This is a genomic window from Plantactinospora sp. DSM 117369 (genome assembly GCF_053764795.1).
Genome location: NZ_CM132446.1, coordinates 8,237,414 through 8,250,000, shown reverse-complemented (window position 1 = coordinate 8,250,000; position 12,587 = coordinate 8,237,414). Strand labels below are relative to the sequence as shown.

General features: G+C 68.2%; 7 protein-coding genes and 2 rRNA genes. 6 read left to right on the top strand and 3 right to left on the bottom strand.

The annotated features are described in order from the left end of the window. The first annotated feature begins 212 nt into the window (after window positions 1-212). Together ACSMXO_RS35165 and rrf are read left to right on the top strand one after the other, a co-directional pair. Window positions 213-3,326: ribosomal RNA gene (locus ACSMXO_RS35165) — 23S ribosomal RNA — on the top strand. Window positions 3,327-3,420: 94 nt separating this feature from the next. After that, window positions 3,421-3,537, top strand: a 5S ribosomal RNA gene (gene rrf, locus ACSMXO_RS35160). A 113-nt stretch (window positions 3,538-3,650) separates the two neighbouring features. Here the strand turns inward: rrf and ACSMXO_RS35155 are convergent. Further along, window positions 3,651-4,382, bottom strand: a complete 732-nt coding sequence (locus ACSMXO_RS35155; RefSeq protein ID WP_455415332.1) for a hypothetical protein — start codon at window positions 4,380-4,382, stop codon at window positions 3,651-3,653. Window positions 4,383-4,451: 69 nt separating this feature from the next. Between ACSMXO_RS35155 and ACSMXO_RS35150 the strand changes: the two genes are divergently transcribed. The 3 genes from ACSMXO_RS35150 to ACSMXO_RS35140 all read left to right on the top strand — a co-directional run bounded on the left by ACSMXO_RS35150 (window position 4,452) and on the right by ACSMXO_RS35140 (window position 9,123). Continuing rightward, window positions 4,452-7,094 carry a valine--tRNA ligase gene (locus ACSMXO_RS35150; protein WP_455415331.1) on the top strand — a complete coding sequence of 881 codons (2,643 nt, stop codon included), beginning with the start codon at window positions 4,452-4,454 and terminating at the stop codon, window positions 7,092-7,094. Between the two features lie 272 nt (window positions 7,095-7,366). Next, window positions 7,367-8,638 (top strand): bifunctional folylpolyglutamate synthase/dihydrofolate synthase, encoded by a 1,272-nt coding sequence (locus tag ACSMXO_RS35145; RefSeq protein WP_455419382.1) that lies wholly within the window; start codon window positions 7,367-7,369, stop codon window positions 8,636-8,638. Then, the gene (locus ACSMXO_RS35140; RefSeq protein WP_455415330.1) at window positions 8,635-9,123 is read left to right on the top strand and encodes a DUF4233 domain-containing protein; all 489 of its coding nucleotides are present in this window, start codon (window positions 8,635-8,637) and stop codon (window positions 9,121-9,123) included. The genes ACSMXO_RS35145 and ACSMXO_RS35140 overlap by 4 nt, the downstream gene beginning before the upstream one ends. 14 nt (window positions 9,124-9,137) lie before the next feature. On the opposite strand, the gene ACSMXO_RS35135 is transcribed toward ACSMXO_RS35140, so the two are convergent. Next, window positions 9,138-10,805 (bottom strand): VOC family protein, encoded by a 1,668-nt coding sequence (locus ACSMXO_RS35135; RefSeq protein ID WP_455415329.1) that lies wholly within the window; start codon window positions 10,803-10,805, stop codon window positions 9,138-9,140. A 194-nt stretch (window positions 10,806-10,999) separates the two neighbouring features. Between ACSMXO_RS35135 and ndk the strand changes: the two genes are divergently transcribed. Beyond that, entirely contained in the window at window positions 11,000-11,425 is a 426-nt protein-coding gene (gene ndk, locus ACSMXO_RS35130) for a nucleoside-diphosphate kinase (RefSeq protein ID WP_455415328.1), read from the top strand. A 113-nt stretch (window positions 11,426-11,538) separates the two neighbouring features. Here ndk and ACSMXO_RS35125 read toward each other — a convergent pair whose 3' ends face one another. Continuing rightward, window positions 11,539-12,318 carry a hypothetical protein gene (locus ACSMXO_RS35125; protein ID WP_455415327.1) on the bottom strand — a complete coding sequence of 260 codons (780 nt, stop codon included), beginning with the start codon at window positions 12,316-12,318 and terminating at the stop codon, window positions 11,539-11,541. Window positions 12,319-12,587 lie beyond the last annotated feature (269 nt).

Sequence of the window (12,587 nt, the reverse complement as noted above, 5' to 3'; positions counted from 1 at the left end):
GGGGGGTGTGGAAAGTTCGGGTTGGTGCGGCTGGTGGTGGGTGTAGAGCATCCTGTTGGGTCCTGAGGGAACAACCTGTTGGTTGTTGTCTCTGTCCAGGCATGGCCTGGCCTCGCATACCGGGTCCCTGTTGTGGGGGTTGCTGGTGTGGGGTTGTGGGTTGTGGGTTGGTCGTTTGTTGAGAATTGCACAGTGGACGCGAGCATCTTTGTGGTCAAGTTGTCAAGGGCGAACGGTGGATGCCTTGGCACCAGGAGCCGATGAAGGACGTGGGAGGCCGCGATAGGCCTGGGGGAGCTGTCAACCGAGCTGTGATCCCAGGGTGTCCGAATGGGGTAACCTGGCACCAGTCATGTGGTGTCACCCGCACCTGAATTCATAGGGTGTGTGGAGGGAACGCGGGGAAGTGAAACATCTCAGTACCCGTAGGAAGAGAAAACAATAGTGATTCCGTGAGTAGTGGCGAGCGAAAGCGGATTGAGGCTAAACCGGTTGCGTGTGATACCTGTCAGGGGTTGCGTGGTCGGGGTTGTGGGACTTCATGGGGAGAGCTGACACTCTTCCGGAGAGTTATAAAGCCAGTTGTTAGCTGAATGGTGTGGGAAAGCCAACCGTAGACGGTGATAGTCCGGTAGGTGAAAGCAGCTGGTCTCTCTTGTGGGTGTTCCCGAGTAGCGGCGGACTCCTGTAATCTGCCGTGAATCTGCCAGGACCACCTGGTAAGCCTAAATACTTCCTGGTGACCGATAGCGGACGAGTACCGTGAGGGAATGGTGAAAAGTACCCCGGGAGGGGAGTGAAATAGTACCTGAAACCGTTCGCCTACAATCCGTCGGAGCCTTTAGGGGTGACGGCGTGCCTTTTGAAGAATGAGCCTGCGAGTTAGTGGCATGTGGCGAGGTTAACCCGTGTGGGGTAGCCGTAGCGAAAGCGAGTCTTAATAGGGCGTGTAGTCGCGTGTTCTAGACCCGAAGCGGGGTGATCTAGCCATGGGCAGGCTGAAGCGTGGGTAAGACCGCGTGGAGGGCCGAACCCACCAACGTTGAAAAGTTGGGGGATGACCTGTGGTTAGGGGTGAAAGGCCAATCAAACTCCGTGATAGCTGGTTCTCCCCGAAATGCATTTAGGTGCAGCGTCGCGTGTTTCTTGCCGGAGGTAGAGCACTGGATGGTCTAGGGGCCCTACAAGGTTACTGAAATCAGCCAAACTCCGAATGCCGGTAAGTGAGAGCGCGGCAGTGAGACTGCGGGGGATAAGCTTCGTAGTCGAGAGGGAAACAGCCCAGATCGCCAGCTAAGGCCCCTAAGCGTGTGCTAAGTGGAAAAGGATGTGGGGTCGCATAGACAACCAGGAGGTTGGCTTAGAAGCAGCCATCCTTTAAAGAGTGCGTAATAGCTCACTGGTCAAGTGGTTCCGCGCCGACAATGTAGCGGGGCTCAAGTACACCGCCGAAGCTGTGGCATTCACATTTTAACTTCGCGATCACTTTTGGGTGGTTGTGCAGGTGTGTGGATGGGTAGGGGAGCGTCGTGCCGGGGGTGAAGCAGCGGGGTGACCCAGTTGTGGACGCGGCACGAGTGAGAATGCAGGCATGAGTAGCGAAAGAAGGGTGAGAAACCCTTCCGCCGGATGACCAAGGGTTCCAGGGCCAGGTTAATCCGCCCTGGGTGAGTCGGGGCCTAAGGCGAGGCCGAGAGGCGTAGTCGATGGATAACGGGTTGATATTCCCGTACCCGTGTAGGAGCGCCCGTGATGAACCTCGTTGTGCTAACCACCCGAACCTGCTGATGTCTTCGGACTGATGTGGGGGAGCGTGGGAACCTGGCGGGTAGTAGTCAAGCGATGGGGTGACGCAGGAAGGTAGCTGAGCCCGGCCGGTGGTTGTGCCGGGGTAAGCGTGTAGGCCGGTGTGTAGGCAAATCCGCACACCGTTAAGGCTGAGACGTGATGCCGAGCCGATTCAGGTGAAGTCAGTGATCCTATGCTGCCGAGAAAAGCCTCTAGCGAGTTCCGAGCGGCCCGTACCCTAAACCGACACAGGTGGTCAGGTAGAGAATACCGAGGCGATCGGGTGAACTGTGGTTAAGGAACTCGGCAAATTGCCCCCGTAACTTAGGGAGAAGGGGGGCCGGAGACGTGAAGCCCCTTTGCGGGTGGAGCGTTGTATGGCCGCAGAGAGCAGGGGGAAGCGACTGTTTACTAAAAACACAGGTCCATGCGAAGAAGTAATTCGATGTATATGGACTGACGCCTGCCCGGTGCTGGAACGTTAAGGGGACCGGTTAGCTCTTTCGGGGGCGAAGCTGAGAACTTAAGCGCCAGTAAACGGCGGTGGTAACTATAACCATCCTAAGGTAGCGAAATTCCTTGTCGGGTAAGTTCCGACCTGCACGAATGGCGTAACGACTTCCCCACTGTCTCAACCACAGGCCCGGCGAAATTGCAGTACGAGTAAAGATGCTCGTTACGCGCGGCAGGACGGAAAGACCCCGGGACCTTTACTATAGCTTGACATTGGTATCTGAATTAGCTTGTGTAGGATAGGTGGGAGCCGGTGAAGTCCATACGCCAGTATGGGTGGAGGCAATCTTGAAATACCACTCTGGTTGGTTTGGGTATCTAACTTCGGGCCCTTATCGGGTTCAGGGACAGTGTCTGGTGGGTAGTTTAACTGGGGCGGTTGCCTCCTAAAATGTAACGGAGGCGCCCAAAGGTTCCCTCAGCCTGGTTGGCAATCAGGTGTTGAGTGTAAGTGTATAAGGGAGCTTGACTGTGAGACTGACGGGTCGAGCAGGGACGAAAGTCGGGACTAGTGATCCGGCACTTGCGTGTGGAAGCGGTGTCGCTCAACGGATAAAAGGTACCCCGGGGATAACAGGCTGATCTTCCCCAAGAGTCCATATCGACGGGATGGTTTGGCACCTCGATGTCGGCTCGTCGCATCCTGGGGCTGTAGCAGGTCCCAAGGGTTGGGCTGTTCGCCCATTAAAGCGGTACGCGAGCTGGGTTTAGAACGTCGTGAGACAGTTCGGTCCCTATCCGCCGTGCGCGTAGGATACTTGAGAAGGGCTGTCCCTAGTACGAGAGGACCGGGACGGACGAACCTCTGGTGTGCCAGTTGTCCCGCCAGGGGCACGGCTGGTTGGCTACGTTCGGGAGGGATAACCGCTGAAAGCATCTAAGCGGGAAGCCTGCTTCGAGATGAGGTATCCCACCCCAGTGATGGGGGTAAGGCTCCCAGTGAGACGACTGGGTTGATAGGCCGGAGATGTAAGCCAGGTAACTGGTTCAGTTGACCGGTACTAATAGGCCGAGGACTTGACTACAAAGTTGCTACGCGTCCACTGTGTGATTCACAGCAAACGAACAATGGTGTGCCCCTCGTGTGGGTGGGGTTGTTGTTTGTGTTGTTGATAGGGTTACGGCGGTTATGGCGGAGGGGAAACGCCCGGTTACATTCCGAACCCGGAAGCTAAGCCTTCCAGCGCTGATGGTACTGCACTCGGGAGGGTGTGGGAGAGTAAGACGCCGCCGGACATCTTCGCGAAGTGGCGCCACCCCTGTGGGGTGGCGCCACTCGTGTTTTACCCGGCCGGTCTGTGGGTGGGGATTGGCCGGTTCCCACGGCCCCGACCACACCCCGCAGCAGATCAGTCCCGGCTCTGGACGGTGTCCCGGATATCGCGGAGCAACGCCGCGGACTCGTCGAGGGAACGGCCCGCGAACATGCCCATCGCGATGCTGCCGTGGTCGGCCCAGCCGCAGAAGACGAGCTCCCCGTCCCGGATCGGGGCAGTACCGCACTTCATCACTCCGCCGAGCGCACCGGCATCCACCTCGCGGATGTCGGTGACCGGGCTGTCCTCCTCGGAAGCCAGGTCGAAAAGGCGGTCCAGATCCCGTTCGGGCTGCCAGACGAGGGTCGTACCGCCGAAGAGCAGGACGCTGCGGTCTGGGCCGGCCGGGTCGGTGTAGACGGCGCCGAAGCTCTCGGCGAAGTTGATCTCGGCGTTGACGGCGGTGCGGAGGTATTCGATGGTTGCCCGGGCACCCTCGCTCTCGTCCCGGGTGAGACCGGCGACCTCGACCGGAGTGGCGAGGGTGGCATCCTTCTGCTGCAGGATCCGCCAGCTCGCGCTGCCGAAGACGGCGGCTCCGGCAAGGGTGACTGCGAGCACCGAGCCGAGGACGACTCTCCGGCGTCGGGACGACGGCTTGCCAGCCGGCCCGGCGGCGCCCGGCTCGGCATCGAGCGCCGGAGTGATGTCGACCGCCTCGGCGTCCCGGCCGACCGAGTGGTCCAGCACGATCGGCTCCGACGTGATCTCGATGGCGCCGGAATCGGCCGTGGCATGCCGATCGGTGCGGGGGGCATCGGACATAGCCGCCACCGTACGCGACCGGGAGGTGGCGCACGACGGGCCTGGCGCGCAGGCTCGTAGACTTCGAGGGTGACCGAGACTCTGGATGCGAACCGCGCCCCGGCCCCGACCCTTTCCGCCCAGTACCAGCCGGGCGAGGTAGAAGGTCGGCGGTACGAGGAGTGGGTAGCGGCCGGGCGTTTCCGGGCCTCGGCCGACAGCGACAAGCCCCCGTTCACCATCGTCATCCCGCCACCGAACGTGACCGGGTCACTGCACATGGGCCACGCCTTCGAGCACACCCTGATGGACGCGCTCACCCGGCGGCGGCGGATGCAGGGCTACGAGGCGCTCTGGCTGCCCGGCATGGACCACGCCGGCATCGCCACCCAGAACCTGGTCGAACGCCAGCTCGCCGGCGAGGGGCTGTCCCGGCACGACCTGGGTCGGGAGAAGTTCGTCGAGCGGGTCTGGCAGTGGAAGGCCGAGTCGGGTGGCAAGATCCTCGGCCAGATGCGCCGGCTCGGCGACTCCGTGGACTGGGACCGCGAGCGCTTCACGATGGACGAGGGGCTGTCCCGGGCGGTACAGACGATCTTCAAGAAGCTCTACGACGACGGCCTGATCTACCGCGCGGAGCGGATCATCAACTGGTGCCCGCGCTGCCTCACCGCCCTGTCCGACATCGAGGTGGAGCACACCGACGACGACGGTGAACTCGTCTCGATCCGGTACAGCGACGACGTGGTGGTCGCCACCACCCGGGCCGAGACCATGCTCGGCGACACCGCCGTCGCGGTGCACCCGGATGACGAGCGGTACAAGCACCTGATCGGCACCGAGGTCGAGCTGCCGCTGACCGGGCGGCGCATCCCGATCGTCGGTGACGAGCACGTCGACCCGAGCTTCGGCACCGGCATGGTCAAGGTGACCCCGGCACACGACCCGAACGACTTCGAGATCGGCCAGCGGCACGACCTGCCGTCCCTGACGGTGATGGACGAGCGGGGCGTGATCACCGCGCCCGGCCCGTTCGAGGGACTCGACCGGTTCGAGGCCCGGCCGGCGATCGTCGCCGCGCTGCGCGAGCAGGGCCGGATCGTCGCCGAGAAGCGGCCGTACGTGCACGCGGTGGGGCACTGCTCGCGGTGCCGTACGACGGTGGAGCCGCGACTGTCGTTGCAGTGGTTCGTCAACACCGGACCGCTGGCCCGGGCGGCCGGCGACGCGGTGCGGGACGGCCGGGTCAAGATCGAGCCCGCCGACATGGCCAAGCGGTACTTCGGGTGGGTCGACAACATGCACGACTGGTGCATCTCCCGGCAGCTCTGGTGGGGGCACCGGATCCCGGTCTGGTACGGCCCGGACGGCGAGGTGCGCTGTGTCGGCCCGGACGAGGAACCGCCGACCGGCGAGGGCTGGCACCAGGATCTCGACGTGCTGGACACCTGGTTCTCCAGCGCGCTCTGGCCGTTCTCCACGCTCGGCTGGCCGGAGCAGACACCCGACCTGGCGAAGTTCTATCCGACCAGTGTGCTGGTGACCGGCTACGACATCCTGTTCTTCTGGGTCGCCCGGATGATGATGTTCGGCCTGTACGCGATGGACGGCCGGCAGCCGTTCGACGTGATCGCCCTGCACGGCATGGTGCGCGACCAGTACGGCAAGAAGATGTCGAAGTCCTTCGGCAACGTGGTCGACCCGCTGGACTGGATCGAGCGGTACGGCGCCGATGCCACCCGGTTCACCCTGGCCCGGGGCGCCAACCCCGGCCAGGACGTGCCGGTCAGCGACGAGTGGTGCCAGGGCTCCCGCAACTTCTGCAACAAACTCTGGAACGCCACCCGGTTCGCCCTGATGAACGGCGCGCACGTGGCCGGCGAGCTGCCGGAGCCGGCCCGCCTGTCGACCGTGGACCGGTGGATCCTCTCCCGGTTGCAGCAGGTCACCGCCGAGGTGGATGAGCAGTTCGAGGCGTACGAGTTCGCCAAGGTCTGCGACGTGCTCTACCACTTCGCCTGGGACGACGTCTGCGACTGGTACGTCGAGCTGGCCAAGCCGGTGCTGGCCGCCGGTGGCGAGCCGGCCGAGGTCACCCGCCGGGTGCTCGGACACGTGCTCGACCGGCTGCTGCGGCTGCTGCACCCGGTGGTGCCGTTCGTCACCGACGAGCTCTGGACCGCGCTGGCCGGTACCGAGAACGCCAGCTCCGACCTGGCTGGGCCGTCGGTGATGACCGCCGCCTGGCCGGTGGCCGTGCCGGCGCTGCGCGACGAGGCGGCGGAGCGCGAGGTGACCGAACTCCAGCGGGTGGTCACCGAAATCCGCCGGTTCCGTTCCGACCAGGGGCTGCGCCCGGCGCAGCGGGTGGCGGCCCGGCTCGACGGGCTCGCCGGAGCCGGCATCGCCGCGCACGAGCCGCTGATCCGTTCGCTGGTCCGGCTGGACGAGGCGGCCCCGGACTTCCGGGCCAGTGCCACCCTCGCCGTCTCCGGCGCGGTGACGGTGGCCCTGGACACCCGGGGTTCGATCGACGTCGCCGCCGAGCGGGCCCGGCTGACCAAGGACCGGGCGGCGGCCGAGAAGGAGATCGGTCAGGCCCGGGCGAAGCTCGACAACCCGGCCTTCCTCGACAAGGCGCCGGCCCCGGTGGTCGACAAGATCAGGGACCGGCTGGCGGCGGCCGAGGCGGACCTGGAACGGATCGCCAGTGCCCTGGCGGCGCTGGGCTGACCGGCAACGGGTGCGGGCTGGGAGCGGACGAGTGGGGCGACTGCGGGTGCGGATCGAGCGGGCGCGGATAGCGGGTGTGCGGGTGCGGATCGACGGTGTACGGCGGTCAGGATCGCGGCGGTCGAGACTTCGGGGGTCGGGGTTGCGGCGGTTCGGCGTAACGGGCGGGGGGCGTACGGTGCGGGGCGAGGGTCGCGGTGAGTGAGCGCGCGGAGCGGGCGGCCGAGTTCGCCCAGGTCGAGGCAGAACTGTCCAGCCGCGGCTACACCCGGATGGTCTTCGACCTCGGGCGGATCGAGGAACTGCTCGACGTGCTCGGCAGCCCGCAGCGGGCGTACCCGGCGATCCATCTGACCGGCACCAACGGCAAGACGTCGACGGCCCGGATGATCGACTCGCTGCTCCGGGCCTTCGGGTTGCACACCGGGCGGTACACCAGCCCGCACCTGGAGACCGTGCGGGAGCGGATCAGCCTGGACGGCGAGCCGATCGGCGAGGAACGCTTCGTATCGGTCTACCGCGAGGTGGCGCCGCTGGCCCGGCTCGTCGACGAGCGCGCCGACGAGCCGCTGACGTACTTCGACATGACCACGGCGCTCGCCTTCGCCACCTTTGCCGACGCTCCGGTCGACGTGGCGGTGGTCGAGGTCGGGCTCGGTGGTGCGGAGGACTCCACCAACGTGCTGAGTGCCGGAATCGCGGTGATCACCCCGATCGGGCTCGACCACACCGAGTGGCTCGGCGACACCATCGGAGACATCGCGCTGGCGAAGGCGGGGATCATCCACAAGGGCGCGACGGTGATCTCGGCAGTCCAGCCGGAGGAGGCCGCCGAACCGATCCTGGAGCGCTGCGCCGAGGTCGGCGCCACCATCGCGCGAGAGGGCGGCGAGTTCGGCGTACTGCGCCGGAGCATGGCGGTCGGCGGCCAGGTGCTCTCGTTGCAGGGCCTCGGCGGGGTCTACGACAACGTCTTCGTACCCCTGCACGGGGCACACCAGGCGCAGAACGCCGTGATCGCGCTCGCCGCCGTCGAGGCGTTCCTCGGCGCGGGCGCGTCCCGCCAGCTCGACGTCGAGACCGTCCGTCAGGGCTTCGCCACCGCCGACTCACCCGGCCGGCTGGAGCGGGTCCGGTCCGCCCCGACGATCCTGCTGGACGGGGCGCACAACCCGCACGGCATGGCGGCCACCGTCACCGCGCTCCAGGAGGAGTTCGCGTTCAGCCGGCTGATCGCGCTGGTCGGCGTACTCGAGGACAAGGACGCGGGAAGTCTGCTCGAACTGCTCGAACCAGTGGTCGACGCGATCGTGGTGACCGGGAACAGCTCGCCCCGGGCGATGCCGGCCGCGGCACTTGGTGAACTCGCGGTCGAGGTCTTCGGGCCGGACCGGGTCGAGGTGGCTCCGGATCTGCCGGACGCGATCGAGGCCGCCGTGGCGCTGGCCGAGTCCGACGTGCAGGGGGAGTTGAGCGGGGTGGGTGTGCTGGTCACCGGCTCGGTGGTCACCGTGGCCGACGCGCGACGGCTGTTGAAGCGATGAGCGCCCCGGACGAGGCGGCAAAGCCGGCTGGCCGTACCGGGCCGCCCACCGGGTCCGCGGAGCCGTCGGGCCGGGTCGAGGACGGCGGGCCGGCCGGCCCGGCCAGCTCCGCCGGGCACGGCGGCCCGACGGGTACGCCTGGCGGCCGTCCGTCCGGACTGCGGGACCCGGGCCGGGCAGTACGCGGCCTCGGCGCCCTCGCGCTGAGCGTCGAGACGCTGGTGCTGCTGCTCGCGATCCAGCCGATCCGACTGCTCGGCGGAGAGCTGGGCGGCAGCGCGATCGGGGTGGTCGTCGGGCTCGCGGTGTTGGCGGTCGTACTGGCCGGCTGCCTACGCCGGCCGTGGGCCTGGCACGCCGCCACCGTCCTGCAGGGGCTGTTGCTGCTCGCCGGCTTCCTGCACTGGTCACTCGGCGCGCTGGGGCTGATCTTCGTCGGCGTCTGGGCGTACGTGCTGCACGTCCGCCGGGCCATCCTCGGCTGACCCGGCCCGCCGGCTCAGCCGGTGGCCCGGCTCCGCCATTGGGTGAGGGCGATCCCGTGCCCGTCCGGGTCCCGGAACGCGGCGGCCCAGAGTTCGAGTTTGGCGCCCCGGTTGACCGCCCGGGGTGCGTAGGTGAACTTCACGCCCTTGGCAAGGAGTTCCTCGTAGAACGCGGTCACGTCGTTCACCTCGAGATTGAGGTGGACCAGCCGCCGGTTGATCGGGGCTACCTCGCGGATCGCCCGCAGCACCAGCCGGGTCGCCCCGGAGGCGAGGATGGCGTTACCCTCGCCGCCGTCGATCTCGAAGAAGCCGAGCAGGTCCCGGTAGAAGGCGATCGACCGCTCGAGGTCGGTGACCAGCAGGGTGATCCCGACCCCGGCGATCGGGCCGGACCCGCCGAGCCGGGCCGGCGGCTGGGTGGCGATCAGGTCGGCCAGGATCGCCTCGTCGTCCGAGGCGACCGCGAGGTCGTCGGCCGCCGATGCGCCGGCCCGCGGGTCGAGGTCCAGGTCAGGGTCCGCGTCGGCATCGAGATCCGGGTCGAGATCCGGATCGGGATCGTCCAGCGGTATGTCGATCTCGTCGTGCGAGGTGTCGGCCGGGCCGGTGCCGCCGGTACCGGGACCACCGGCGGCGGTGGCCGACCGGCCGGAGTCCGCCGCCGTGGGCTCGGGGGTGGTTCGGGGCAACTCCGGGTCCGGTTCGGTCGGTGCCGGGCCGCTCGGCGGGCTGCCAGCGGACCGGGCCTCCGGGATCGGCGGAGTATCCGGCCCGGTGCTGTCGACACCGGTCCCGGTCGCTGGCACCTCCGGCTCGGGTGAGCGCGGCGCCGGCGGCACGTCGGCGACCGGTGCGGCGGCCGGGGCCGGGCGGGGCCGGCGGTTCCGGGCGCCCGGACCGGGGGTCGGCCGGGGGCGGCGGGGCAGTGGCGCGGTGGACGGCGGGTCGACCAGGGTCCCCTCCAGCACGATCGTCCCGCCGGGGGTCTGCCGCATCACCACCGGCTCCTCGCGGGGCGTACCCCGGTCGTCCCGGCGCGGCTCCAGGTCGTCCCGGAGCGGGGCGAGATCGTCCTCGGTCAGGTCCTCGGCGGCCGGCCCGCCGCCGGGCGGTGCGGCGGAGTACGGGTCGTCCCGTCCGCCCCGCGCCCACGGCGGCGCCTCCTGCTCGATCAGGATGTCGTCGTCGCCCGGGTCGAAATCGTGGAACTCCGGCGGCAGGTCGCCGCTCGCCGCCGCCTCGGCGTGGGTCAGCACCTCGTCCCAGAGGATCCGGACGTGCCGCTGGTCGTCGATCGCGACCATGATCGGCAGGGTGGCGCCGGGATCCGGCCACTTCGACACCGGTACCCGGGGGTCGCGGATCCGCACCGAGCGGCCCGGCACCCCCGGTGCGTCGATCACGATCTGGAGTTCACACCGGCCGAAGGTCGACGAGGCGGGCGGCTCGGTGACGCTGTGCACGTGCCCGATGCCGGTCACCCAGGCCCGGGGGCCGCTGCGTACGGCGGTGAACGCGACGAGCGCGATGGCCAGGGCGAGCAGCGCCACCCCGAGTACGGCGATCGCCCAACTGCGCATCCCGAAGCCGAACAGGATGACGAAGGTGGCGAAGGTGCCCAGCACAGCGGCGACCAGCTTGCGCACCGGCGCGACCTGGCGGCGACGACCATCTGCCACAGTGGACCTCCCTGGTTAAGGCCAGGCTAGGCCGGATCTGGCGGGAATGGAACGACCCGGGGCCGGTGTGCGGCCCTCGCCGCCGGATCGGTCGGCCGTGAGCTGGCCGAACGTGCTGACCTCCGGCGTCGCGGCCGGGCGGCGCCGACATACCCTGGCGGTGCCCAGCTCTCCGGCCGTACCGAGGGGTGTCCGTGGTCAGCAGCGGTTCCACCGAGCGTACCCTCGTATTGATCAAGCCTGACGCGGTGCGGCGGAGGCTGGTCAGCGAGATCCTCGGCCGGTTCGAGCGCAAGGGCCTCGGCATCGACGCGATGCTGCTGCGCCGGATGGACGACCGGCTTGCCGACCTGCACTACGCCGAGCACGTGGCGGAGCCGTTCTATCCGGCGCTGCGGGAGTTCATGACCTCCGGCCCGCTGGTCGCGTTGGTGCTCTCCGGCTCCGGCGTGGTCGAGATGGTCCGCGGCCTGGTCGGCGCGACCGACGGGCGTCGGGCGGTCCCCGGCACGATCCGTGGCGACCTGGCCTGCTCGTCCCGGGAGAACCTGGTGCACGCGGCCGACTCGGTCGAGACCGCCCGCCGGGAGATCGCGCTCTGGTTCCCCGAGTTGACCTGACCCGGATGGCGGGCCGGGTGCTCGCGCTCGCCGCGGCCGAGCTGGGCCTGCCGGCGCTGCCGGCCGGAGCGAGTCGGTCGCCGGCCGGGGGTGGAGTCGGTCGCGGCGGCCGCTCAGGAGGGGCTGTTGGCGGGTGTGGCGGTCAGTGGAAGTGCCCCGAGCGCGGCCGTGGTGACCTCGAACGCGGTCTGCCGGGCCAACGCGGTCACCGCCGGGCCGCTGCTGCCCGGCCCGAGCTTGAGTACCCCGACGGTGAGCAGCAGCGGACCGTGCGCGAGGAGCAGATGGGCCTCGCCGGGCATGAAGCCCAACTGCTGCCCAGGGTGGGGGCCGGGCACCGTACCCGTGGTGAGCCGGGCCGGACGGGCGCCGACCCGCACCACGGTGGCGGCGCGGCGGGCCTCGGTGGTGGTGTAGCTGAGGACGAACTCCGGGGTACAGCGGACCGAGCGGGCCTGAGCGGCGACCCGCTCCGCCGTTGCCGCGCTGGCGAACCCGGTCACCGTGACCTCCATCACCGTGGTCGGCTGCTCGACCCCAGCGAACGAGGCGGTCGGATTGACCTCGAGCGACCCGGCGAAGATCGGTTCTGGCGGCGTGAACGACTCCCCGGGACGGGCCTCGGCGGTGAACAGCCGACACGGAGTGATTTCCACCGAGCCGAGTTCCTCCTCGGCGAGCAGCTCCGGCGGCGGGACGCTGCCCCGGGGCTGGACCGCCGTCGCCAGGGCCGCGAGCACCGCCTCGGGCTGGAAGGGCGGCCCGGGCGCGACGCTGGGCGGCACCGTCGAGGCCGGCGGTGGAGTCGGTGGGGCCGGCCGGGCCGGTTGCGGGGTACAGGCGTTGAGGGCGAGCAGCGCCGTCACGCCGGCCAGCAGCGGTGCCGTACGCATATCCGCCCCCCCATCCGCGTTGTCGGGGCAGGTTAACCCGGCGGGCCCGGGCCGCGGGGCCCCGCTCGGGCGGGACGGTGCGCCGCCCGGGATATCGGGTGGGGGGCGGCGCGGGGGTCGAGTATCGTTGACGGGCACAGGCGTCGACCCGGCCATCACCGGCGAGCCTCCGGAAGAACAGGTGGAAACACCCCAGTAGAACCGGACGGGACCGGCCCGTCACAGCCGGCCAACGAGCGGGTGGTCGATCACCGACCGCCAAGCGGGGT